This window comes from Streptomyces sp. NPDC104831 (genome assembly GCF_055583025.1).
In genome coordinates, this window is record NZ_JBVJOT010000002.1 from 211,149 (window position 1) to 235,206 (window position 24,058).

A 24,058-nucleotide genomic window follows, 5' to 3' on the forward strand; every position below is an offset into this window, starting at 1 on the left:
GCCGTTCCCCGCCCGCCCCTCAGGCGGGCAGTCCCGGCGGGGTCTTCGCGGGCCGCTCCTCCAGTGCCTCCAGCGCGAGCCGGATCGCCGCGTCGAGCTGGGCGTCGCGGCCCTCGGCCCAGTCCTGGGGGCGCTGGACGACCTCCACGTCCGGGTCCACGCCGTGGTTCTCCACGTCCCAGCCGACGCCCTCCAGCCACATCGCGTACTTCGGCTGGGTGACCAGGGTGCCGTCGACCAGGCGGAAGCGGCTGTCGATGCCGATGACGCCGCCCCAGGTGCGGGTGCCCACGACGGGGCCGATGCCCAGGGCCTTGATCGCGGCGTTGACGATGTCGCCGTCGGAGCCGGAGAACTCGTTGGCCACGGCGACGACCGGGCCGCGCGGCGCGTCCAGCGGGTAGCTGGTGGGGCGCATGCCGCGCGGCAGGTCCCAGCCGATGATCCGGCGGGCCAGCTTCTCGATCACGAGCTGGGAGGTGTGGCCGCCGCGGTTCTCCCGGACGTCGACCACGAGTCCTTCGCGGGTGACCTCCACGCGCAGGTCACGGTGGATCTGGGCCCAGCCGGGGGCCTGCATGTCGGGGACGTGGAGGTAGCCGAGGCGGCCGCCGGAGGCCTCGTGGACGTGGGCGCGGCGGTCGGCGACCCAGGCGTGGTAGCGCAGCGGCTCCTCGTCGGCGATGGGGACGACGACGGTGTGCCGGGGTTCGCCGCCGCCGGCCGGGGAGACCGTCAGCTCCACCGGGTGGCCGGCGGTGCCGACCAGCAGCGGGCCCGGGCCCGTCACCGGGTCGACCGGGTGGCCGGCCACCGCGATGACGGCGTCGCCGGGGCGGATGGCGACGCCGGGCGCGGCGAGCGGGGAGCGGGCGTCCGGGTCGGAGGTCTCGGCCGGCAGGATCCGGTCGATGCGCCAGCTGCCGTCCTCGTGGCGGGAGATGTCGGCGCCGAGCAGGCCGTGCCGGGCCCGGCCGGAGCCGCCGCGCGGGGTGACGTAGGCGTGCGAGGTGCCGAGTTCGCCGTGCACCTCCCACAACAGGTCGACCAGGTCGTTGTGGGTGGCGAGGCGGGACAGCAGCGGGCGGTAGCGGTCGAGGACCGCGGGCCAGTCGACGCCGCCGAGGTCGGGGCGCCAGAAGTGGTCGCGCATCAGGCGGCCCGTCTCGTCGTACATCTGCCGCCACTCGGCGGCCGGGTCGACGGTCCCCCGGATCCGGGCGAGGTCGACGGTGACGCTGGTGTCGCCGTCGTCGTCCCCGCCGGTGCGGCGGTCGCTGGGCACGACCCGCAGCCGGCCGTCGCTCCACAGCAGCAGGCGTTTGCCGTCGCCGCTGGCCTCGAAGTGGTCCGCGTCGGCGGCGAGGTGCTCCAGGCGGCGCTGGACGAGGTCGTAGCGCTCCAGCTCGGTGTGCGGGTCGGGGTCCTCGGGGTGGGCGCGGGAGGCGCCGAGGACGCCCTGCACGGGGTGGCGCAGCCACAGGACGCCGTCCTTGGCGGCGCGCAGCGTCGAGTAGCGGCCGGCCTCCACCGGGAAGGGCACTATGCGGTCGGCGAGCCCTTCGAGGTCGATCCGGGTGGCCGGGGTGCCCTCGCTGTCGGGGGTCTCGTCCTTGTCGGGGGCCTCGAAGGGGCGGCCGTGGCGCTGCGGCCCGAACGGCGAGGGGGTGGTGGCGGCCAGGGTGATCAGGTGCGGGCGGGCGCCGACCACGAAGGCGAGGTCGAAGACGTGCTCGTCGTAGACCGGGTCGAAGGCGCGGTTGGAGAGGAACGCGAGGTGCTTGCCGTCGAGGGTGAAGGCGGGCGCGTAGTCCTGGAAGCGCAAGGGGGTCGCCTCGGTGACCGACAGGTCGGTGGTGTGGGCGAGGCGCAGCTGGGACAGCGGGCGCGGCCCGGGGTGGGACCAGGCCAGCCAGGCGGAGTCCGGGGAGAAGGCGAGGCCGGAGACCTCGCCGTCGTCGCAGCGGTCGACCTCGCGGACCTCGCCGCTCTCCCGCTCGACCAGCAGCAGCCTGCCGTCGTGCGCGGCGACGGCGGCCCGGCCGCCGTCGGGGGCCACGGCCAGTTCGAGGACCCGGCCGAGCTGTCCGGCGGCGAGCCGGCGCGGCGGGGCGCCGGGCACGGTGCCGGTCGCGGGGGCGAACTCCAGGGCGTCCTCGCCCTCGGCGTCCGTCACCCACACCACCCACTCCTCGCCCTCGGCGCGGAAGGCGCGCGGCATCCGGGCGCGGACGCCGGGGGTGGCGGCCAGGGCGCGGGCGGGACCGGAGCGGTGGGTGACCCAGTGGACACCGCCCCGCACGCACACGGCGCTGCCGCGCGCGGTGTGGCCGGGGGACGCCTCGCCGAACCAGCGGGAGGCGTTGACCGGGTACGGCCGCAGGTCGACGCGGGGCCCGCCGAGCCGTACCTCCAGCCGGCGCGGCTCGGCGCCCTCCAGGTCGTCCAGCAGCCAGAGTTCACCGGCCGAGCTGTAGACGATACGGGTGCCGTCGCCGGCCGCGTGCCGGGCGTAGAAACCTCCCCCACGCTCGGCCTCGCCCGCGCCGGAGGCGGCCCCGAGGGGAGTGTGGCGGCGCAGGTCGGAGCCGTCGGCGAGGGAGGAGTAGAGCGCGCCGGTGCCCTCGTGGTCGGAGAGGAACGCGATGCGGTCCCCCGCCCACACCGGGCACTCGATGTTCCCGTCGAGGTCCTCGTGCAGCCGGACGAACTCCCCGGCTCCCTCCCCGCCTTGGCCGGACCGGTCGATCCACAGCTTGCCCGCCGTGCCGCCCCGGTAACGCTTCCAGTAGGCGGCCTCGCGGCCCATCGGCGCGGACAGCAGCACGGTGGCCGGGCCGAGGGCGAGGCCGCCGACCGGGCCGTACGGCAGGGTCTCGGCCGGTCCGCCGTCCAGCGGGACGGCGTGCGCCCAGGTGTGCCGGAGGCTGTGCCGGCCGTGCGCGCCGAGCGCGAGCACCCGCCCGTCCGGGGTCCAGCCTCGCACCTCCGTACGGGGGTTGCCCCAGTACGTCAGCCGCTTCGCGGGGCCGCCGTCGACCGGGGCGACGTGCACCTCGGGGGCGCCGTCCCGGGTGGAGGTCCAGGCGAGGTGCCGGCCGTCCGGCGACAGCCGGGGCTGGGTCACCGGCCTGTTGTCGGCGCTCACCCGCCAGGCCCGGCCGCCGTCCAGCGGGGCGAGCCAGACGTCGTCCTCGGCGACGAAGGTCACCAAGTCGCCGCGCAGATGAGGGAATCGGAGATAGCCGGAGGTTCCCGTGGTTCCCGTCGAAGCACCCTGAGTCACTCCGTCACTGTACGCAGCGACCGGCGTCCCCCGCCCCCGGTTTCGGGTCACTCGGGGTCAGCCGCGCAGCAGCAGCCACTCCTGGAGCTCCACCAGGTTGCCCTCCGGGTCCTTCAGGTGGGCCACGCGCATGCGGTCCGTCAGGGGGGCCGGGCCGTGCAGCAGGACCGCGCCCCGGGCGGTGATCTCGGCGCAGTAGGCGTCGAGGTCGTCGACGCGCAGCACGACCAGGGACCGGTGGCCGGTGGCGGTGCCGCCCAGCTCGGCCAGGACCTCGGCCATCACCGACCGGTCCTGGAGCGCGATCCCGGCGGAGCCGGTGTGCGGGCTGAACTTCTCGTACGGCCCCCCGGTCGCGCCGGACTGCGGCTTGAGGCCGAGGACGTCGGCGTAGAAGCGGTAGCAGGCGGCGAAGTCGCCGACCAGCAGCCGGACCTGGGCGAGTTCCACGATGCCTCCGGGAGGGTGGGCTAGGACCAGCGGCCGGTGCGCCCCAGCAGCAGGGCCGCGGCGGCGGTGCCGGCGGTGGAGGTGCGCAGGACGGTCGGACCGAGGACGTACGGCGTGGCGCCGGCCTCGGCGAAGAGGGCCAGCTCCTCCGGGGAGACGCCCCCCTCGGGGCCGACGACGAGCACGATCTCGCCCTCGGCGGGCAGTTCGGCGGTGGCCAGGCGCCGGGTGCCGCTCTCGTGGAGCACGGCGGCGAAGTCGGCGCGGGCCAGCAGCGCGGCCACCTGCCTGGTCGTCGCCGCGTCCGCGACCTCGGGGAAGCGGACCCGGCGGGACTGCTTGCCGGCCTCGCGGGCGGTGGCCCGCCACTTGCCGAGGGCCTTCAGCCCGCGGTCGCCCTTCCACTGGGTGATGCAGCGGGACGCCTGCCAGGGCACGATCGCGTCGACGCCGACCTCCGTCATGGTCTCCACGGCGACCTCGCCGCGGTCGCCCTTGGGCAGGGCCTGGACGACGGTGATCCGGGGGCTGGGCGGCGCCTCCTCGGTCACCGGGGCCAGCCGGACGATCAGCCGGTCCTTGCCCTCGGTGCCGGTCACCTCGCCCGCCGCGTAGCGCCCGGCGCCGTCAGTGAGGACGACCTCCTCGCCGGGGCGCAGCCGCTTCACGGAGACCGCGTGGCGGCCCTCGGCGCCCTCGAGGACGTACCGGTCGCCGTCCGGCCCGAAGCGCTCCACGACGAAGACGGGGGCGGTCACGCGCCCTCACCCCCCTGAAGCGCGGACCGCGACACCGCGGCGCGGGCCTCGGCGAGTTCGTCCGCCAGCACCTCCACCAGCCGTCCGGCCGGCAGTTCCCGGGCCATCCGGTGGCCCTGGCCCGCCCACAACGCCATGCCCTGGGCGTCCCCGGCCCTGGCGGCGGCCTTGCGCAGCGGCGAGGTGAGGTGGTGGACCTCCGGGTAGGCGGCGGGCGCGTAGGGGCCGTGCTCGCGCAGGAAGCGGTTGACCAGGGAGCGGGCCGGGCGGCCGGTGAAGGCGCGGGTCAACCCGGTGCGCGTGAACAGGGGGTCGGTCAGCGCCCGTTTGTGCGGGTCGGGCGCGCCGGACTCGGGGGTGGCGAGGAAGGCGGTGCCGAGCTGGGCCGCGTCGGCGCCGGCCGCGAGGACGGCGGCGATCTGGCCGCCGCGCATGAGGCCGCCGGCGGCGACGACCGGGATGGCCACGGCCTCGCGGACCTGCGCGAGGAGCGACAGCAGCCCGATGCCGGCGCCGTCGTTCTCGGGCGAGTCGCGGTGGGTGCCCTGGTGGCCGCCGGCCTCCACGCCCTGCGCGATCACCGCGTCCGCCCCGGCCGCCTCGACGGCGCGGGCCTCCTCCGCGGTGGTGGCGGTGACCAGGGTGAGGGTCCCGGCCCGCCGCAGCCGCGCGACGACCTCGCGGTCCGGCACGCCGAAGTGGAAGGAGACCACCGGGACGGGATCGTCGAGGAGGACGGCGAGCTTGGCGTCGTAGCCGTCGTCCCGGCCGTTGTCCGGGTCGCCCAGCTCGGTCTCGTACCAGGCGGCCTCGCCGGCCAGCTGGTGGGCGTAGACCTCGACCACGCCGGACTCCGCGTGCTCGGGCTGCGGCATGAACACGTTGACGCCGAAGGGGCGGCTCGTGAGCCCGCGCAGCTGCTTGATCTCCTGGTACATCCCGTCGGCGGTCTTGTAACCGGCGGCGAGGAACCCGAGGCCGCCGGCCCCGGAGACGGCGGCGGCGAGCTGCGGGACGGAGACTCCGCCCGCCATGGGGGCCTGCACGATCGGGAGGGGGAAGAGATCGGTCAGTGCGGAGGACATGACGGCATGGTGTCACGTCCCCCGGCCCGCCCCGCATCCGGGCGCCCCCCGGCACGCACCGGGGGCGCCCCCGTGGTTCAGCGCCCGTTGAAGGCGTCCTTCAGCCGCGAGAACAGTCCCTGCTGCCCCGGCTGGAACTGGCCCTGGGGGCGTTCCTCGCCGCGGAGCTTGGCCAGCTCGCGGAGCAGGCGTTCCTGCTCGGGGTCCAGCTTGGTCGGGGTCTGCACCTCGACGTGCACGATCAGGTCGCCCCGGCCGCCGCCGCGCAGATGGGTGACACCGCGGTCGTGCAGCGGGATCGACTGGCCGGACTGGGTGCCGGGCCGGATGTCGACCTCCTCCATGCCGTCCAGGGTCTCCAGCGGCACCTTGGTGCCGAGCGCCGCGGCGGTCATCGGGATGGTGACCGTGCAGTGCAGGTCGTCGCCGCGCCGCTGGAAGGTCGGGTGCGGCAGCTCGTGGATCTCCACGTACAGGTCGCCGGCCGGGCCGCCGCCGGGGCCGACCTCGCCCTCGCCCGCGAGCTGGATCCGGGTGCCGTTGTCGACACCGGCCGGGATCTTCACGGTGAGCGTGCGGCGGGAGCGGACGCGCCCGTCGCCCGCGCACTCCGGGCACGGGGTCGGCACGACCGTGCCGAAGCCCTGGCACTGCGGGCACGGCCGGGAGGTCATGACCTGGCCCAGGAAGGACCGGGTGACCTGCGAGACCTCGCCCCGGCCGCGGCACATGTCACACGTCTGGGGGGACGTGCCCGGGGCCGCGCCCTCGCCGTTGCAGGTGGTGCAGACGACGGCGGTGTCGACCTGGATGTCCTTGGTGGTCCCGAAGGCCGCCTCGTCCAGCTCCACCTCGATCCGGATCATCGCGTCCTGGCCGCGCCGGGTGCGCGAGCGCGGCCCGCGCTGCGACGCCGTGCCGAAGAACGCGTCCATGATGTCGGAGAAGTTGCCGAAGCCGCCGGCCCCGAAGCCGCCCGCGCCGGCGCCGCCGGACTGCGAGAGCGGGTCGCCGCCGAGGTCGTAGACCTGCTTCTTCTGCGGGTCCGACAGCACCTCGTAAGCGGCGTTGATCTCCTTGAACCGCTCCTGGGTCTTCGGATCCGGGTTGACGTCCGGGTGCAGCTCGCGCGCGAGCCGGCGGAACGCCTTCTTGATCTCATCCTGCGACGCGTCGCGGCGCACGCCGAGAACGGCGTAGTAGTCCGTGGCCACTTACGACTCCGCCAGGATCTGTCCGACGTACCGTGCCACTGCGCGTACCGCTCCCATCGTTCCCGGGTAGTCCATGCGGGTCGGTCCGACCACGCCGAGCTTGGCAACCGCCTCGCCGCCCGAACCGTAGCCGACCGACACGACGGACGTGGAGTTGAGTCCCTCGTGGGCGTTCTCGTGCCCGATACGCACGGTCACGCCCGGTTCCTTCGCCTCGCCGAGGAGCTTGAGGAGCACGACCTGCTCCTCCAGCGCCTCCAGGACGGGGCGGATCGTGAGGGGGAAATCGTGCCCGAAGCGGGTGAGATTGGCGGTGCCGCCGATCATCAGCCGCTCCTCGTTCTCCTCGACCAGTGTCTCCAGCAGGGTGGAGAGCACCGTGGAGACCGTACCGCGGTCCTCCGGCTCGAAGGCGTCCGGCAGGTCCTCGACCAGCCTCGGCACGTCCGTGAACCGGCGGCCCGCGACCCTGCTGTTCAGCCGGGCCCGCAGATCCGCCAGCGACGCCTCGCCGAACGGGGCCGGGCAGTCGACCATACGCTGCTCGACCCGGCCGGTGTCGGTGATCAGCACGAGCATCACGCGCGCCGGGGCGAGCGAGAGCAGCTCGACGTGCCGGACCGTGGACCGGGTCAGCGACGGGTACTGCACCACGGCGACCTGCCGGGTCAGCTGCGCGAGCAGCCGCACCGTGCGGGCCACGACGTCGTCGAGGTCGACGGCGCCCTCCAGGAAGTTCTGGATCGCCCGTCGCTCGGGCGCGGTCATCGGCTTGACGCCCGCGAGCTTGTCGACGAACAGGCGGTAGCCCTTGTCGGTGGGGATGCGCCCCGCGCTGGTGTGCGGCTGCGCGATGTACCCCTCGTCCTCCAGGGCCGCCATGTCGTTGCGGACGGTGGCCGGGGAGACGCCGAGGTTGTGCCGCTCGGTGAGCGCCTTGGAACCGACCGGCTCCTCGGTGCCCACGTAGTCCTGGACGATGGCGCGCAGTACCTGAAGCCTGCGTTCACTCAGCATGCGCGCACCTCCAGCACGTCGTCCGTCGTCCCATCGGGTCGTCCCCCTGGCACTCTTCCCACACGAGTGCCAGCATTCCCCGGCCCAGTGTACGGCCGTCCGGTACGCACCGGGCAAGGTCGGTCCGCCGTACCGGGTCCTACCGCTAGCGTCGCCGGTATGACCGTGACTTGGGAAGAGCTGGGGTGGCAACGGCTGGCGGCCGGGGTGGGGCGGTGCCGGCTGCCGGGCTGGGACTGCACGGCGGGGCTGGTCGTGGGCGAGGGGACGGCGCTGCTCGTGGACGCCGGTTCGAGCCTGGCGGAGGGGGCCCGGCTGCGGGCGGGGGCGGAGGAACTGGCGGGCGGCCGTGTGACCCATCTCGCGCTCACCCACCCCCATTTCGACCACGTGTTCGGCGCCGCGGTGTTCGCCGGCGCGGAGGTGTACGGGGCGGTCGGGCTGGACGCCGTGTTCGCGTCCGGGCGGGCGGAACTGCGGCTGGACGCGGTGCGCAACGGGCTGCCGGTGGCCGACGCCGACGAGGCGGTGGACGCGCTGGTCGCGCCCCGGCACCTGGTGTCCGGCGAGTGGACGCTCGACCTCGGCGACGGCCGCCAGGCGCTGCTGGCCAACGTGGGTCCGGGCCACACCGCCCACGACCTCGCGGTCCTGGTCCCGGGCTCCCCGGAGGTCGTCTTCTGCGGCGACCTGGTCGAGGAGTCCGGCGAGCCCCAGGCCGGCCCGGACGCGGTCCCCGCCCGCTGGCCGGACGCCCTCGACCGGCTGCTGGCGCTCGGCGGCGAGGACGCGGTGTACGTGCCCGGCCACGGGGCGGTGGTGGACGCGGCGTTCGTACGACGCCAACGGGACGGGCTGGCGGCGCGGTTCGGCGTGATCTGAACGGCGTCCCCGCCCGGATTCCGGCGTGTCGCGCTTGCCGCCGCGCGGCTTCTCCTATCGTCATCCGAATGCGCCAGTACTCGCCCGACCTGACCCCTCCCTGGAAGAAGAAGCCGCAGCCGGTACCGGAGGTCGCCGCCGAACCGGGCCTGGTGGTGGAGGAGGCCGGCACCGGCTTCTGCGGGGCGGTGATCCGCTGTGAGGCGGGCACGGTGACCCTGGAGGACCGCTTCGGCAAGCACCGCGTCTTCCCCCTCGAACCGCGCGGCTTCCTGCTGGAGGGCAGGGCCGTGACGCTGGTCCGGCCGGCCGCCTCCCCGGTACGTCCCGCGCGTACCGCGTCCGGCTCGGTCGCCGTGCCGCAGGCGCGCGCACGCGTCGCCCGCGCGGGCCGGATCTACGTCGAGGGCCGGCACGACGCCGAACTGGTCGAGAAGGTGTGGGGCGACGACCTGCGCGTCGAGGGCGTGGTCGTGGAGTACCTGGAGGGCGTGGACGACCTCCCGGCCGTCGTGGACTCCTTCGCCCCGGGCCCCGACGCCCGCCTCGGCGTCCTCGTGGACCACCTGGTGCCGGGCACGAAGGAATGGCGGATCGCGCGGTCGGTCACCAGCGAGCACACCCTGGTCGTCGGCCACCCGTACATCGACATCTGGCAGGCGGTGAAGCCGGCCTCGCTCGGCATCGAGGCATGGCCGGCGGTACCGAGGGGCCAGGACTGGAAGACGGGGGTCTGCCGCGCCCTCGGCTGGCCGCCGGAGAACACGGGCGCGGTGTGGCAGGCCATCCTGAAGCGGGTGGGGTCCTACAAGGACCTGGAGCCGGAGCTGCTGGGACGCGTGGAGGAACTGATCGACTTCGTCACGGGCGGCGGGGCCTGACGCCGGGAAGGCCGCGAACCCGCCGCCCGGGCGGGCGGGCGGCCGGTCCACCCGCCCGAGTGGTCAGTCCACCAGGTCCCGTACCACCGCGTCCGCCAGGAGGCGGCCGCGCAGGGTGAGCACGGCGCGTCCCTCCTCGTACGGCTCCCGCCGGAGCAGTCCGTCCGCCAGGGCGCGGCGGGAGGCCGCGAGGCCCTCCGCCCTCAGCAGCGACAGGGGGACGCCCTCGCGCAGGCGCAGCTCCAGGAGGATCCGTTCCACCCGGCGGTCCTCGTCCGAGAGGATCTCGCGGCCGGCGCCCGGAGAGCGCCCCTCGGCGAGCGCCGCCGCGTACGCCCCGGGGTGCTTCACGTTCCACCAGCGCACGCCGCCCACGTGCGAGTGCGCCCCCGGTCCGGCGCCCCACCAGTCGGCGCCGCGCCAGTACAGCTCGTTGTGCAGGCAGCGGCCCGCCTCGGAGGTGGCCCAGTTGGAGACCTCGTACCACTCGAAGCCCGCCCGGCCCAGCGTCTCCTCCGCGATCAGGTACCGGTCGGCGTGCACGTCGTCGTCGGTCATCGGGACCTCGCCGCGGCGGATCCGGTGGGCCAGTCGGGTGCCCTCCTCCACGATGAGCGCGTAGGCGCTGACGTGGTCCGGCCCGGCGCCGAGGGCCGCTTCCAGGGAGGCCCGCCAGTCGTCGTCGCTCTCCCCCGGCGTGCCGTAGATCAGGTCCAGGTTCACGTGGTCGAAGCCGGCCGCCCGCGCCTCGGCCACGCACTCCTCGGGCCGGCCGGGGGTGTGCGTGCGGTCCAGGACCCTCAGCACGTGCCGCCGGGCGCTCTGCATGCCGAAGGAGATCCGGTTGAAGCCGCCCTCGCGCAGGGTGGCGAGGTAGGCGGGGTCGACGGACTCCGGGTTCGCCTCCGTGGTGATCTCCGCGTCCGGCGCGAGACCGAACTCCTCGCGGATCGCCTCCAGCATCCGCACGAGGTCCTCGGCGGCCAGCAGCGTCGGCGTACCGCCGCCGACGAAGACCGTACGGACCCGGCGGGGATCGTCGCCCAGCACCTTGCGCGCCAGCCGGACCTCCTCGACGAGGGTGTCCGCGTAGTTGTCCCGGGAGGCGAGCACTCCGCCGGTGCCGCGCAGCTCGGTCGCGGTGTAGGTGTTGAAGTCGCAGTAGCCGCAGCGGGTCGCGCAGTACGGGACGTGCAGGTAGAAACCGAGCGGGCGGGCGGCGGCCCCGGCGAGCGCGGACGCGGGCAGCGCGCCGTCGGCGGGGACGGGCTCGCCGTCGGGGAGTGCGGAAGGCATGTCTCCCATTGTCCAGCACCGCGGACACCGCCCCGCCGCCCCCGGGAACCGGGGGCGTCACTCGGCCTGGAGCACCAGCAGGGCCAGGTCGTCCGTGGGCAGGTCGCTGCCGAAGTCGTGGACCAGGCGGCGGATGCGCTCCGCGATCCGCTCGGCGCCGAGGCCGGCACAGCCGGACAGGGCGCGGGCGAGGCCGTCCCCGTCGTCGAACTGGCGGGTGCCACGGCGCCGCTCGGTCACCCCGTCGGTGACGCACAGCAGGCTGTCGCCGGGACGCAGCTCCACGGTCTCGCTGGTGTACGTCTCGTCCTCGACCACGCCGAGCAGCGTCTGCGGGCCGGCGGCGGTGCGCACGGTCCCGTCGGGGGCGAGGACGAGCGGCAGTGGGTGGCCGGCGGCGGCGAGGGTGCAGCGGACCCCGTCGGCGTGCGGGGTCAGCTCGCCGTAGAGGAGGGAGAGGAAGCGGGTCTGCGGGCCGTCGCCCAGGCCCGGTGGCCGGCCGCCGGCGGCGACCAGGGCGCGCGCCGCGGCGTCGGCGGCCTCCGTGGCGTCGTCCAGCAGGAGCTGGTTGAGGCGGTCCAGGACGTCGGCGACGCCGTACCCCTCGCGGGCGAGCAGCCGCAGCCAGGGCCGGGCGAGGCCGATGACCACGGCCGCCTCGGGGCCCTTGCCCTGGACGTCGCCGACGGCGAAGCACCAGCGTCCGTCGCCCGCCGGGAACAGGTCGTAGAAGTCGCCGCTGGGGCCGCCCTGGTCGCAGGGTTCGTAGACCAGCGCGCTGCGCACGCCGGGGATCTCGGCGACCGCGCCGGGCAGCAGACCACGCTGGAGGACGGCGCTGATGGTGGCCTGGCGGGCGTACTGGCGGGCCGCGCCGATGGCCAGGGCGACCCGCCGGCTCAGGTCCTCCACCAGGCCGGTGATCTCGTCGGGGAAGCCGGCCGGCCCGCAGCGGCCGAGGACCAGCGTGCCGAGCGGCCGGCCGCCCGCGATCAGCCGGTAGGCCAGCGCGGTGCCGTCGCCGCCGTGCGGGCCGAGCGCGTGGCCGGGCCAGGGGTAGGGCTCGGGGCCGCAGCGCGCCGCGTCCGGCGGGCGCGGCGGTTCCTTCTCCAGGGCGGCGCGCAGTTCCTCGATGCGGGCCTCGCTGGCGTGCCAGACCCGGGCGGGGCCGTCGCAGGCGCCGCCGCGGACGGTCGCCTCGTCCTCCAGCCAGACGGCGCACCAGTCGGCGAGCCGGGGCACGATCAGCTGCCCGGTGAGCGCGGCGACCAGGTTCTCGTCGAGCTGTCCGGCGAGCAGGTCGGATGCCTCGGCGAGGAAGGACAGGGCGCCGCGGCCGAGCCAGTCCCGGTCGCCGTCGGCCCGGGGCGGCTGCGGGGCGAGGTCCTCGGCGACCTCCAGGGCTGGGCCGGCGGCGGGAGCGTCCAGGGCGTCGCTGCCGCCCGGGGGCAGCCGGGCCCAGACGGTCTTGGCGCCGGTGCGGTAGGTGACGCCCCAGGACTCCGCGAGCGTGGCGACGAGGCGCAGACCGCGCCCGTACTCGGGGGTGTCGTACGGCGCCTCGCCGCTCAGGGCGTCCCGGGGGGCGCGGGAGGGGTGCTGGTCGCGCACCTCGATCACGAACGCGCCGGTCTCCTCCAGCCGCCACTCGACGTGCACGTCGGTGCCGGCGTGCACGACGGCGTTGGTGACCAGTTCGCTGACGACGGCCATGGCGTCGTCGGCGAGCCGCGCCGGGGCCCCGGGCACCTCGGCGAGCGCGGCCCGCACCAGCGCGCGGGCCGACCCGGGGGCAAGGGGACTGCCGGCCAGTGTGGCCCGCCCCCGTGCCGCACCTGGCCGGGACTCGCTGTCCCGCTGTGTGGGTATGGCCGCCATGTCCATGCGGTCAGGGTGACAGACCGGCCCCACCCAGATGCGCTAAGTCACGGAACTGACCGGAAGACGGAACCTTTCGAGCGCCGGTGAGCGGAAAAGAGGCGTGCGGGGCACTGTCCGAATCCCGCCGTACCGCCTGCGCGGACGGCCGTACGAACCGGGCGCCGGTCACGCCTCCCGCGCGCCGGCGTACATCTCGTCGATCAGGTTCTTGTACGTCCGCTCCACCACCGGCCGCTTCAGCTTCAGGCTCGGCGTGATCTCGCCGTGCTCCACGTCGAGGTCGCGCGGCAGCAGCCGGAACTTCTTGACGGTCTGCCAGCGCTGGAGCCCGGCGTTGAGCTGCCGCACGTACCCGTCGACCATCTCCACCGTCTGCGGCGCGGCGACGACCTCCGCGTACGACCTGCCCTCCAGGCCGTTGTCCTTCGCCCACTCCAGGACCGCGGGCTCGTCCAGGGCGATGAGGGCGGTGCAGTAGTTCCGGTCGGCGCCGTGCACGAGGATGTTGGACACGTACGGGCACAGCGCCTTGAACCGGCCCTCCACCTCGGCCGGGGCGACGTACTTGCCGCCGGAGGTCTTGATGAGGTCCTTCTTGCGGTCGGTGATGCGCAGGTAGCCGTCGGGCGACAGCTCGCCGATGTCGCCGGTGTGGAACCAGCCGTCGGACTCCAGCACCTCGGCGGTCTTCTCGGGCTGCCGGTGGTAGCCCTGCATGATGCCGGGGCCGCGCAGCAGGATCTCGCCGTCGTCGGCGATGCGGACCTCGGTGCCGGGCAGCGGCTTGCCGACGGTGCCGGTGCGGTAGGCCTCGCCGGGATTGACGAAGGAGGCGGCGGAGGTCTCGGTGAGGCCGTACCCCTCCAGGATGTGGATGCCGGCGCCGGCGAAGAAGTAGCCGATCTCGGGCGCGAGCGCGGAGGCGCCGGAGACGCAGGCGCGCAGCCGGCCGCCGAAGGCCTCGCGGAGCTTGGCGTAGACGAGGGTGTCGGCGACCTTGTGCCTGGCGGCGAGCCCGAAGGGGGCCGAGGCGACGCCGGTGCGGCGGAAGTTGTCCTGGGTGGCCTTGGCGTACTCGCGGGCGACCTCGGCGGCCCACTGGAAGATCCTGTACTTGGCCGCGCCGCCCTCGCGGGCCTTGGCCGCCACGCCGTTGTAGACCTTCTCGAAGATGCGGGGCACGGCCGCCATGTACGTCGGCCGCACCACCGGGAGGTTCTCGATGATCTTGTCGACGCGGCCGTCCACGGCGGTGACGTGCCCGACCTCGATCTGGCCGGAGGTGAGCACCTTGCCGAAGACGTGCGCGAGCGGCAGCCACAGGTACTGCACGTCGTCGACGGTGACCAGGCCGGTCGCCGCGATCGCCTTGGCCATGTACGCCCAGTTGTCGTGCGGCAGGCGCACGCCCTTGGGGCGGCCGGTGGTGCCCGAGGTGTAGATCAGGGTGGCGAGCTGGTCCTTGGTGATCGCGCCGACCCGCTCCTTGATCAGCTGCGGGTGCTGCTCCAGGTAGGCGGCGCCGCGCTCCTCCAGCTCGGCGAGGCTGATCACCCAGTCGCCGGTCTGCACGCCGGCCGGGTCGATCACCACGACCTTGGTCAGCGCGGGCAGCTCGGGGCGCTTCTCCACGGCCTTGGCGAGCTGCGCCGCGTCCTCGGCGACCAGCACGCGGCTCTCGGAGTCGGAGAGGATGAACGCCGACTCGTCGGCGTTGGTCTGCGGATAGACGGTCGTGGTGGCGCCGCCGGCGCACATGATGCCGAGGTCGGCGAGGATCCACTCCACCCGGGTGGAGGAGGCGAGCGCCACCCGCTGCTCGGGCTCGATGCCCAGCTCGATGAGCCCGGCCGCGATCGCGTACACCCGCTCGGCCGCCTGCGCCCAGCTCAGCGACGCCCAGTCGTCGGGGCCCTCGCCCGCGGCCGGCGGGACGGGGTGGCGGTAGGCCTCGGCGTCCGGTGTGGCCGCCACGCGCTCCAGGAAGAGGGCCGCCACGGACGGCGGACGGTTCTCGATCAGGGTCTGTGTGTCGCTCACGACATCCTCCGGGGCCCGCGACGGTGCGGCTGACTAGGTGCGGCTGGCTTGACTCACGGTGGGGGTGCGGACGTTGTTTAACTCACCAGTAACTAGCGAGCAGGGATCAGGGTAAGGCGCGACCGCCCGCCGCGTAAGGGGCATCGGCCCGACACTTTTCGACACGGGGCCGCGCCCCACGCACGCGGGGGCCCGCCGCGCTTTCGCACGACGGGCCCCCACATGCCCGCTTTGCGGACGTCACCGGCCGTAACCGCCGGTCACTTCTTGCCCTTGGCCGACCCCGCGCCGTCATCGCTGGACAGGACGGCGATGAAGGCTTCCTGCGGAACCTCCACGGAACCCACCATCTTCATCCGCTTCTTGCCTTCCTTCTGCTTCTCCAGCAGCTTCCGCTTGCGGGAGATGTCACCGCCGTAGCACTTGGCGAGGACGTCCTTGCGGATGGCGCGGATGGTCTCGCGGGCGATGACCCGGGAACCGATGGCGGCCTGCACCGGCACCTCGAAGTTCTGCCGCGGGATCAGCTCCTTGAGCTTGGCGACGAGCCGCACGCCGTACGCGTACGCCTGGTCCTTGTGGGTGATCGCCGAGAAGGCGTCCACCTTGTCGCCGTGCAGCAGGATGTCGACCTTGACCAGGGAGCTGCTCTGCTCGCCCGTGGGTTCGTAGTCCAGCGAGGCGTAGCCGCGCGTCTTCGACTTCAGCTGGTCGAAGAAGTCGAAGACGATCTCCGCGAGCGGCAGCGTGTAGCGGATCTCTACGCGGTCCTCGGAGAGGTAGTCCATGCCCAGCAGCGTGCCGCGCCGGGTCTGGCACAGCTCCATGATCGCGCCGATGAACTCGGTGGGCGCGAGGATCGTCGCCCGCACGACCGGCTCGAACACCTCGTCGATCTTGCCCTCGGGGAACTCGCTCGGGTTGGTGACGGTGACCTCGCTGCCGTCCTCCAGGATCACGCGGTAGACCACGTTGGGGGCGGTGGCGATCAGGTCGAGACCGAACTCGCGCTCCAGCCGCTCCCGGATCACGTCCAGGTGCAGCAGGCCGAGGAAGCCGACGCGGAAGCCGAAGCCGAGCGCGGCGGAGGTCTCCGGTTCGTAGACCAGCGCGGCGTCGTTGAGCTGGAGCTTGTCCAGGGCCTCGCGCAGCTCCGGGTAGTCGGAGCCGTCCAGCGGGTACAGACCGGAGAAGACCATCGGCTTCGGGTCCTTGTAACCGCCGAGCGCCTCGGTGGCGCCCTTGTTCTGGCGGGTGACGGTGTCACCGACCTTGGACTGCCGGACGTCCTTCACACCGGTGATGAGGTATCCCACCTCACCGACGCCGAGGCCGTCGGCCGGCAGCATCTCCGGCGAGCTGACGCCGATCTCCAGCAGCTCGTGGGTGGCGCCGGTCGACATCATCTTGATGCGCTCGCGCTTGTTGAGCTGGCCGTCGATGACACGGACGTACGTCACGACACCGCGGTAGGAGTCGTAGACCGAGTCGAAGATCATCGCGCGGGCGGGCGCGTCGGCGACACCGACCGGCGCCGGGATCTCCTTGACGACCTTGTTCAGCAGCGCGTCCACGCCGAGACCGGTCTTCGCCGACACCTTGAGGACGTCGTCCGGTTCGCAGCCGACCAGGTTCGCCAGCTCCTCGGCGAACTTCTCCGGCTGCGCCGCCGGAAGGTCGATCTTGTTCAGCACCGGGATGATCGTGAGGTCGTTCTCCATCGCCAGGTAGAGGTTGGCGAGGGTCTGCGCCTCGATGCCCTGGGCGGCGTCGACCAGGAGGATGGTCCCCTCGCAGGCGGCCAGCGACCGCGAGACCTCGTAGGTGAAGTCGACGTGCCCCGGGGTGTCGATCATGTTGAGGATGTGGGTCGTGCCCTGGTCGGGGCCCTCGGTCGGGGCCCAGGGCAGACGCACCGCCTGGGACTTGATCGTGATGCCGCGCTCGCGCTCGATGTCCATCCGGTCGAGGTACTGAGCACGCATCTGCCGCTGCTCGACCACACCGGTCAGCTGGAGCATCCGGTCGGCGAGCGTGGACTTGCCGTGGTCGATGTGCGCGATGATGCAGAAGTTGCGGATCAGAGCCGGGGCGGTACGGCTCGGCTCGGGCACATGGTTAGGGGTCGCGGGCACGCAGGGTCCTGTCTCTTGAGGCGCCTTATGCCTCGGGTCGGATCGTTACGTAGTCTCCATGGTCCCACGGGCAGGGACCGGGGGCCGTTTTGGGCCGTCCGGAGGGCCACTGGTACTGTAGATGGCTGTGCCTCATGCCCTCTCAGCGCGAGGCACGACCGAAAAGTTTGGATCACCGGCACGGGACCCTCGCGGGCCCGCGCCTGAACCTGAAAAGGCTCCTTCGTGGCGAACATCAAGTCCCAGATCAAGCGGAACAAGACCAACGAGAAGGCCCGGCTGCGCAACAAGGCCGTCAAGTCCTCTCTGAAGACCGCGATCCGCAAGGCCCGTGAGGCCGCTGCCGCGGGTGACACCGAGAAGGCCACCGAGCTGCAGCGCGCTGCCGCGCGTGCCCTCGACAAGGCCGTCTCCAAGGGCGTCATCCACAAGAACCAGGCCGCCAACAAGAAGTCGGCGCTTGCTTCCAAGGTCGCGACCCTCAAGGGCTGAACCTCCTTTTTGATCTGATCGCCGGAAGGACCCAGGGCGGGCCCTCTCTCATCCGCTCCCGACTGGCACCCCCGGATCCACGCGCGGCCTGCGTTCGCCACGCGGGCGTGGATCCAAGAGTGTGATCCGAGGACCCCGGTGCTCCGCCTTCCCCAAGGCGGGTGCCGGGGTTTTTGGCATGCGTGCGCAGGGACGGCGCACCGGGGGAAGCGGTCACTGCGCCGGCGCGCCGCCGGCCACGGCCGGGCAGGAGAGGGCAGGGCGGACAGGGGCCGGTATCCGGGTATCCGGTCCCCGGCTCTTCGGTGAGCGGAGCCGGGCCTCCCCCTCGTGCGGCTCTTCTCTCGCGTGGCTCTTCGGTGGGCGGGGGTCGTCGTCCGGTCAGGCCCGGCCTCGGGAGCGGGCGGCCCGGGCGATCGTCACGACCGCCTTCTCCAGGGCGTACTCGGGATCGTCGCCGCCGCCCTTCACCCCCGCGTCGGCCTCCGCGACCGCTCTGAGCGCCACCGCGACCCCGTCCGGCGTCCAGCCCCGCATCTGCTGGCGCACCCGGTCGATCTTCCACGGCGGCATGCCCAGCTCACGCGCCAGGTCGGCCGGCCGGCCGCCCCGGGCCGAGGACAGCTTGCCGATCGCCCGCACGCCCTGCGCCAGCGCACTGGTGATCATCACCGGCGCCACACCGGTCGACAGCGACCATCTGAGGGCCTCCAGCGCCTCCGCCGTACGCCCCTCCACGGCCCGGTCGGCGACCGTGAAGCTTGAGGCCTCGGCGCGCCCGGTGTAGTACCGCCCGACGATCGCCTCGTCGATCGTCCCCTCCACGTCGGCGACCAACTGCGAGACAGCCGAGGCCAGCTCCCGCAGATCGCTCCCGATGGCGTCGCAGAGCGCCTGGCACGCCTCGGGTGTGGCCGACCGCCCGAGGGAGCGGAACTCGCCCCGCACGAAGGCCAGCCGGTCCGCCGGCTTGGTCATCTTCGGGCAGGCCACCTCCCGCGCGCCCGCCTTGCGCGCCGCGTCCAGCAGTCCCTTGCCCTTGGCGCCGCCAGCGTGCAGCAGCACGAGCGTGATCTCCTCGGCGGGCGAACCGAGATACGCCTTCACGTCCTTGACCGTGTCGGCGGACAGGTCCTGCGCGTTGCGTACGACCACGACCTTGCGCTCCGCGAAGAGCGACGGGCTGGTCAGCTCGGCGAGCGTGCCGGGCTGCAGCTGGTCCGGGGTCAGGTCACGTACGTCCGTGTCGGCGTCGGCGGCCCTGGCGGCGGCCACCACCTCCCGCACGGCACGGTCGAGCAGGAGGTCCTCCTGGCCCACGGCAAGGGTCACCGGGGCGAGAGGGTCGTCATTCGCAGTCTTCCTGGCCATCGCCTACAGCATCCCACGCGGCACCGACAGCCGACCGGCCCCGCCACCCCGACCGGTCCCGGAGCGGACCCTGAGGGCGGCTCCGGGTCACGGCTCCTCGCGCCAGCCGTCCCACTCCCCCGCGAACGCGTCCAGCTCGGCGGGGTCGAGCCGGTCGTGCGCGTCCCGCAGGACCACCAGCCACTGGGCGTCCTCGGCGTCGTCCTCGCCGGCCAGCGCGTCCCGCACGAGCCGCGGCTCCTCGTCGATCCCGAACCGCTCCCCGAGGGCCTCGGCCGCCTCCTCGGCGGCGTCACGGTCGGGCAGCACCAGCACGTGTCTCACATCGCTCACGGACCCATTCTCCGGCACCCGGCGGGGCCCCGGGCCTGGGCCTAGCGTGCCTCACACGCGCCGGGAGGGCGGCGGGCGGCACGGCGGAGCCGAGGCCGGCGGGTGTACGCCGGGTGCGGTCGGCAGGTGCACGCGGGCCGGGTCGCGGACCGGGGGCCGGCCGGTGCACGCGGGCCGAGGCCGGCCGGTACCCGTGGGCCGGGAGCACAGGCCGGGGACCGGCCCGGCCCTTGCCGTGGCGGGCACGGCGGCCCCTCGGACGGAGCGCGCCCCGGCCGCTCGGACACGTCCGCCACCGTCGGCGGCCCGGGCGCCGCGGGCATCGCCCCCGGTCCACCCGGCCCGCTCCAGGGGATGTGATCCGCGCGGCTCAGCCCTTCGGGACGATCTGCACGTCGAGGTCGACGCGGATGCTCGGGCCGATCGCCGCGATGCCCCGGGCCAGCATCGACTGCCAGCTGACCGTGAAGTCGTCCCGGTGCAGCTCGGTGGTGGCCCGGCAGGCCGCCCGGACCTCCCCTTCCATGCCGTTGCCGAGCCCGAGGTACTCGGTGTCGAGCGTGACCGTCCGGGTCACGCCGTGCAGCGACAGCGCGCCGGTGACCGCCCAGCGGCTGCCGCCCTTGTGCACGAACCGGTCGCTGTAGAACTCCAGCGTCGGGAACCGCTGCACGTCCAGGAAGTCCCCCGACCGCAGGTGGTCGTCGCGCATCCGGACCCCGGTGTTGATGGAGGACGCGTCGATCACGACGTGCATCATCGACTGCTCCATCCGCTCGGCGACCCTCACCACCCCGGCGAAGGAGTCGAACCGCCCGTGGATGCGGGCCAGTCCGATGTGCCGTGCGGTGAAGCCGATGGAGGAGTGCGCGGGCTCGATGTTCCAGTCGCCCGGCGCCGGCGGCTCCGGCGGCTGGGCCACCTGAAGCGTCACATCACCCAGCGAGGCCAGGGAGTTCTCCGCGACCAGCGCGGTGGCCCGGTACGGCGCGTAGCCCTCGGCCGCCACCGCGAGCCGGTACTCCCCCGCCGGCACCATGGTGAGGAACAGGCCATAGGGGTCGGTGCCCCCGGTCACCACCCGGCGGCCCACGGAATCGCTGACCGTCAGCTCCGCGCCCGCTACCGGCTCGTTGACCGGGTCGACCACCCGGCAGCTGAGCACTCCGGCATGCGGCGGCGTGCGCACCCCCGCCAGGGGACTCGTCCGGTGCACGCGGTTCCTGCGGTTACCCCACCAACGGCCGAACATCCACGACACCCCTGTACCCCCCGACATGATCCATTGCCGAAGGTTCATTCGATCACCGATGCGGCTTTCGAGGCAACACGAGCCCACATCACAGGAATCCGCTGCATGCGCCGGGACTGGGGGGAATTGGACGTTCAGGTCGGGGTTTCACACAGCCCTCACCCGGCTCACCCTGCGGGGCGGCTCCTCAGCGCTCGCTCGTCACCCGCACCTCCCCGTGCCTGCCCGCGCTCCCGGTGAGCGCGAGCGCCCCGTCCCGGTCGGTGCGCACGACCGTCGCTCCACCGGTCCGCAGCGCGGCCACGGTCGCCGGTGCCGGGTGGCCGTAGGGGTTGTCGGCGCCCGCGGAGACGAGCGCCACCCGGGGCGCGGCGAGGCGCAACAATCCGGGGTCCTGGTAGGCCGAGCCGTGGTGGGCCACCTTCAGCACGTCCACCCCGGCCAGATCGGCCACCGCCGGGGACCGCAGCAGGGCCTGCTGGGCCGGGGGTTCGAGGTCGCCGAGCAGCAGCAGCCGCAGCCCGCCCGTGCGCACGAGCAGCGCGACGCTGGCGTCGTTCGGCCCTTGTGGCAGGAAGGCCGGACCGGGCACGGAGGCGGGCGTTCGCGTTCCCGAGGGCATCGGGGCGTCGGGCGGGGGCCACAGGACACGCCAGGTGAGCGGCCCGACGCGCCGTTCCTCTCCCGCGGCGGCCGTCAGCACCGGGATGTGCCGTCGGGCCGCCTCCCCGCGCACCGACTCGGCCTGGTCCGCCGGCTCCGCGAGGCCGGTGGTCTGGATCGCGGCCACCGAGCGGTGCCGCAGGACGCCGGGCAGGCCCGCCACGTGGTCGGCGTGGAAGTGGGTGAGGATCAGGAGGGGGACGCGGGTGATGCCCAGCCGCCGCAGGCAGTGGTCGACCAGCGCCGGATCGGGTCCGGCGTCCACGACCACCCCGGCTCCCCCGCCCGCCGCCAGCACCGTCGCGTCACCCTGCCCGACGTCGCACATCGCGAACCGCCAGCCCGGCGGCGGCCAGCCCGTGATCACCCGGGTCAGCGGCGCCGGCCGGGTCACGACCAGCACGAGCAGCACACCGAGCAGACCGCACCACACGGGACGCCGCAGCAGCCGCCGGCCGGCCAGGACGACGGCCACGGTGACCGCGGCGAGCGCCAGCGCCCCCGGCCAGCTCCCCGGCCAGTCCACGCCCGCGCCGGGCAGCGCCGCCCCCGCCCGGGCGATCCCGGCGATCCACCCGGTCGGCCAACTCGCGCACCAGGCCAGCGCCTTGGCCACCGGCATCACCACCGGCGCCGCCGCCAGCGCCGCGAACCCCAGCACGGTGGCCGGTGCCACCGCCACTTCGGCCAGCAGATTGCACGGCACCGCCACGAGGCTCACCCGGGCCGACAGCACCGCCACGACCGGCGCGCACACGGCCTGCGCCGCGGCGGCCGCCGCCAGCGCCTCGGCGAGCCGCGCAGGCACCCCGCGCCGCCGCAGCCCCTCGCTCCAGCCCGGCGCCAGCACCAGCAGCGCGCCCGTGGCCAGCACCGACAGCAGGAAGCCGTAACCGCGGGCCAGCCACGGGTCGTACAGCACGAGCAGGAGCACGGCCGTGGCCAGCGCCGGGATCAGGGATCTGCGGCGCCCGGTGGCCAGGGCGAGCAGTGCGATCCCGCCGCAGGCCGCGGCCCGCAGAACGCTGGGGTCGGGCCGGCAGACGACCACGAAACCCAGTGTCAGCGCCCCCGCGAGCAGGGCCGTCGCCCGCAGCGGGAGCCCCAGGCGGGGGGCCAGGCCACGGCGTTCGGCGCGTTGGGCCAGGCCCGGTGGTCCGATGAGCAGCGCGAGCAGGACGGTGAGGTTGCTGCCGGAGACGGCGAGGACGTGCGCCAGGTCCGTCTCCTGGAAGGCGTGGTCCAGCTCGGGTGTGATCCGTGAGGTGTCCCCGACGACGAGGCCGGGGAGCAGTGCCCGCGCGTCCCCCGAAAGGTCCGCGGTCGCCTCCCGCAGGCCGGCCCTGAGCCGCCCGGCGAGTCGTTGCGGTCCGCTCGGTCCCGCCACGAGCCGGGGCGCCGGCCGGCCGCGCACCCGGAGCACGGCCGCCGTCCGGTCGCCGCCCGTGAGCGCGGGTGCCAGCCGTCCACCGACCCGGAGCCGCGTGGAGGGCAGCAGCTCCAGCCAGGCCGCTCGCCCGCCCGGCCCGCGCCCTTCGGCTCCGGTCGGTGGCCCGGGGCGCCGGCTTCCGCCGTCCCTCACTTCCCCTTCCGGTGCCGGGTCGTCCGCTCCCTCCCGTGCTTCCCGCGGTGCCGGGACGTCCGCGTCGACGATCAGCAGCACGGGCGTACGGGTCCGCGCCCGCTGTCCGTCGGACGCCTCCACGCCCCGCACTTCCGCCCGCGCCAGCACCGCCACCGGTGCCACGCGGTCGCCGCGCACCCGTGGCCGGCTCAGCCAGGGGTCACCGGTCACCTCGACCTCGGCGGTGACGGTCGCGAACCGCCGGGCCAGCTCGGGCACCGGTCCCCGCCGGACATCGGCTCCGTGCAGTCCGGCGGAGGCGGCCGCCGCGGCGGAACAGAGCAGCACCGCGGCGACGGTGGCCCGCGCCCAGCGAAACCGGCCCCGCGCCCGACCGGCCGGCCCAGCCTGCCCGGTCCCTCTGGTCCCCCCGGCCCGACCGGTCCGTTCCGGTCGCCGCACCGACAGCAGCAGGACACCGCCGAGCAGACAGACGACGGCGGTTGCGGCGGTCCAGGGCGCCGGTGCGTCCAGGGTCAGGGCCGCCGTGCCCCAGGCCGCGAGCGCGGGCGGCACCAGGCGCAGGTCCGGGGGGCCGTCCCGGTCGGCCTGCGCGGCCGTGCTCCGCTCGGCCCCGGGGTGCGGGCCGGCCACGGTGAGCGCGCGGTTCACGGCCGTACCAAGTCGCGCAGGTCGGTGAACCGGCTGTCCCCGATGCCGTTGACCTCGCGCAGTTCGTCCACCGAGCGGAACCCGCCCTGCCGGGTGCGGTAGTCGATGATGTGCTGGGCCAGCACCGGACCGACCCCGGGGAGGGTGTCGAGCTGTTCCGCGGTGGCGGTGTTGAGGGAGACCGGCGCGGCCGGGCCCGTGCCGGTGGCGCCGGAGAGCCGTCCGGCCGCGGGCCCGGCCGGCGCGACGGCTCCGGCGGGGGCTCCGACCACGACCTGCTCGCCGTCGACCAGGAAGCGGGCACGGTTGAGCCCCTCCGTGCTCACGCCCGGCCGGACCCCGCCCGCGGCGCGCAGCGCGTCGGCCACCCGGGCACCGGCCGGCAGCCGCAGGATGCCGGGTGCGCGAACCTTGCCGCTGACGTCCACGACGATCTCCGCGCGGGGAGTCGCCGACGGGACCGCGGCCACCGCGGTCGCCGCCTGCTCGTCCTTCTTGGCGAACGACGCCTGGGAGCGGACCACTTGCGGCGCGCTCACGGACCGGGTCCGGCCCGACCAGAAGTGCTGCACCGCGAAGCCGGCCGCGACGACGAGCACCACGGTCAGCGCCACGACGGCCCGCCGCTCCACGCCGTACCGCGCCTGGAGCCACACCGGCATCCGCTCCCGCAGCACCAGCCCGGCACGCTCCCGCCAGCCCGCGGCCGCCGGCGCCCGCGGCCCTCTCGGCACCTCCGGTTCCGCCGACTGCGCGGCACCGGTCCGCGGCCGCACGGCATCGGTC

General features: G+C 74.3%; 18 protein-coding genes. 3 read left to right on the forward strand and 15 right to left on the reverse strand.

Annotated features, from left to right (window positions below; genetic code table 11):
* Window positions 1-19: 19 nt before the first annotated feature.
* The 6 genes from ACZ63H_RS02330 to hrcA all read right to left on the reverse strand — a co-directional run bounded on the left by ACZ63H_RS02330 (window position 20) and on the right by hrcA (window position 7,810).
* Entirely contained in the window at window positions 20-3,286 is a 3,267-nt protein-coding gene (locus tag ACZ63H_RS02330; protein WP_469861303.1) for a S41 family peptidase, read from the reverse strand.
* Between the two features lie 57 nt (window positions 3,287-3,343).
* Window positions 3,344-3,736, reverse strand: a complete 393-nt coding sequence (locus tag ACZ63H_RS02335) for a VOC family protein (RefSeq protein ID WP_469861305.1) — start codon at window positions 3,734-3,736, stop codon at window positions 3,344-3,346.
* A 20-nt stretch (window positions 3,737-3,756) separates the two neighbouring features.
* Complete coding sequence (locus tag ACZ63H_RS02340) at window positions 3,757-4,494, reverse strand: 16S rRNA (uracil(1498)-N(3))-methyltransferase (protein ID WP_469861307.1); 738 nt, start codon at window positions 4,492-4,494, stop codon at window positions 3,757-3,759.
* Window positions 4,491-5,579, reverse strand: a complete 1,089-nt coding sequence (locus ACZ63H_RS02345) for a nitronate monooxygenase (RefSeq protein WP_469861309.1) — start codon at window positions 5,577-5,579, stop codon at window positions 4,491-4,493. The genes ACZ63H_RS02340 and ACZ63H_RS02345 overlap by 4 nt, the downstream gene beginning before the upstream one ends.
* A gap of 77 nt (window positions 5,580-5,656) precedes the next feature.
* Window positions 5,657-6,793, reverse strand: coding sequence for a molecular chaperone DnaJ (dnaJ, locus tag ACZ63H_RS02350; RefSeq protein WP_467941213.1), 1,137 nt, complete (start codon window positions 6,791-6,793; stop codon window positions 5,657-5,659).
* Entirely contained in the window at window positions 6,794-7,810 is a 1,017-nt protein-coding gene (gene hrcA / locus ACZ63H_RS02355; RefSeq protein ID WP_318203605.1) for a heat-inducible transcriptional repressor HrcA, read from the reverse strand.
* Window positions 7,811-7,969: 159 nt separating this feature from the next.
* Between hrcA and ACZ63H_RS02360 the strand changes: the two genes are divergently transcribed.
* Window positions 7,970-8,692: an MBL fold metallo-hydrolase gene (locus ACZ63H_RS02360; RefSeq protein WP_469861311.1), complete on the forward strand. Its 723-nt coding sequence runs from the start codon at window positions 7,970-7,972 to the stop codon at window positions 8,690-8,692.
* A gap of 68 nt (window positions 8,693-8,760) precedes the next feature.
* Window positions 8,761-9,573 carry a DUF3097 domain-containing protein gene (locus tag ACZ63H_RS02365; RefSeq protein WP_469861313.1) on the forward strand — a complete coding sequence of 271 codons (813 nt, stop codon included), beginning with the start codon at window positions 8,761-8,763 and terminating at the stop codon, window positions 9,571-9,573.
* 63 nt (window positions 9,574-9,636) lie between these two features.
* On the opposite strand, the gene hemW is transcribed toward ACZ63H_RS02365, so the two are convergent.
* From hemW to lepA, 4 genes are all read right to left on the reverse strand, one after another.
* Entirely contained in the window at window positions 9,637-10,869 is a 1,233-nt protein-coding gene (gene hemW / locus ACZ63H_RS02370; RefSeq protein ID WP_469861315.1) for a radical SAM family heme chaperone HemW, read from the reverse strand.
* A 57-nt stretch (window positions 10,870-10,926) separates the two neighbouring features.
* Window positions 10,927-12,747, reverse strand: coding sequence for a SpoIIE family protein phosphatase (locus ACZ63H_RS02375; protein ID WP_469861380.1), 1,821 nt, complete (start codon window positions 12,745-12,747; stop codon window positions 10,927-10,929).
* A gap of 168 nt (window positions 12,748-12,915) precedes the next feature.
* A complete protein-coding gene (locus ACZ63H_RS02380) occupies window positions 12,916-14,790 on the reverse strand; it encodes an AMP-dependent synthetase/ligase (RefSeq protein ID WP_469861317.1) in 1,875 nt (624 codons plus the stop codon).
* Between the two features lie 260 nt (window positions 14,791-15,050).
* Window positions 15,051-16,925, reverse strand: coding sequence for a translation elongation factor 4 (gene lepA / locus ACZ63H_RS02385; RefSeq protein ID WP_469861319.1), 1,875 nt, complete (start codon window positions 16,923-16,925; stop codon window positions 15,051-15,053).
* 225 nt (window positions 16,926-17,150) lie between these two features.
* Between lepA and rpsT the strand changes: the two genes are divergently transcribed.
* On the forward strand, window positions 17,151-17,417 hold the full coding sequence (rpsT, locus tag ACZ63H_RS02390) for a 30S ribosomal protein S20 (RefSeq protein WP_467941223.1): 267 nt from the start codon (window positions 17,151-17,153) through the stop codon (window positions 17,415-17,417).
* Between the two features lie 381 nt (window positions 17,418-17,798).
* Here rpsT and holA read toward each other — a convergent pair whose 3' ends face one another.
* The 5 genes from holA to ACZ63H_RS02415 form a co-directional block, all read right to left on the reverse strand.
* A complete protein-coding gene (holA, locus tag ACZ63H_RS02395; protein WP_469861320.1) occupies window positions 17,799-18,788 on the reverse strand; it encodes a DNA polymerase III subunit delta in 990 nt (329 codons plus the stop codon).
* A gap of 87 nt (window positions 18,789-18,875) precedes the next feature.
* Complete coding sequence (locus ACZ63H_RS02400; RefSeq protein ID WP_358688168.1) at window positions 18,876-19,121, reverse strand: hypothetical protein; 246 nt, start codon at window positions 19,119-19,121, stop codon at window positions 18,876-18,878.
* Between the two features lie 370 nt (window positions 19,122-19,491).
* Window positions 19,492-20,373 carry a YceI family protein gene (locus ACZ63H_RS02405; RefSeq protein ID WP_469861322.1) on the reverse strand — a complete coding sequence of 294 codons (882 nt, stop codon included), beginning with the start codon at window positions 20,371-20,373 and terminating at the stop codon, window positions 19,492-19,494.
* 187 nt (window positions 20,374-20,560) lie between these two features.
* Complete coding sequence (locus ACZ63H_RS02410; protein ID WP_469861324.1) at window positions 20,561-23,272, reverse strand: ComEC/Rec2 family competence protein; 2,712 nt, start codon at window positions 23,270-23,272, stop codon at window positions 20,561-20,563.
* Entirely contained in the window at window positions 23,269-24,006 is a 738-nt protein-coding gene (locus tag ACZ63H_RS02415) for a ComEA family DNA-binding protein (RefSeq protein WP_469861326.1), read from the reverse strand. The genes ACZ63H_RS02410 and ACZ63H_RS02415 overlap by 4 nt, the downstream gene beginning before the upstream one ends.
* Window positions 24,007-24,058: the final 52 nt, after the last annotated feature.

What these genes read in the sequence shown, in the direction of transcription:
- ACZ63H_RS02345 (WP_469861309.1), bottom strand. Translation starts at nt 5,579, where the DNA reads ATGTCCTCCGCACTGACCGATCTCTTCCCCCTCCCGATCGTGCAGGCC.
- hrcA (WP_318203605.1), bottom strand. Translation starts at nt 7,810, where the DNA reads ATGCTGAGTGAACGCAGGCTTCAGGTACTGCGCGCCATCGTCCAGGAC.
- ACZ63H_RS02360 (WP_469861311.1), top strand. Translation starts at nt 7,970, where the DNA reads ATGACCGTGACTTGGGAAGAGCTGGGGTGGCAACGGCTGGCGGCCGGG.
- ACZ63H_RS02365 (WP_469861313.1), top strand. Translation starts at nt 8,761, where the DNA reads ATGCGCCAGTACTCGCCCGACCTGACCCCTCCCTGGAAGAAGAAGCCG.
- hemW (WP_469861315.1), bottom strand. Translation starts at nt 10,869, where the DNA reads ATGCCTTCCGCACTCCCCGACGGCGAGCCCGTCCCCGCCGACGGCGCG.
- ACZ63H_RS02375 (WP_469861380.1), bottom strand. Translation starts at nt 12,747, where the DNA reads ATGGCGGCCATACCCACACAGCGGGACAGCGAGTCCCGGCCAGGTGCG.
- holA (WP_469861320.1), bottom strand. Translation starts at nt 18,788, where the DNA reads ATGGCCAGGAAGACTGCGAATGACGACCCTCTCGCCCCGGTGACCCTT.
- ACZ63H_RS02405 (WP_469861322.1), bottom strand. Translation starts at nt 20,373, where the DNA reads ATGTTCGGCCGTTGGTGGGGTAACCGCAGGAACCGCGTGCACCGGACG.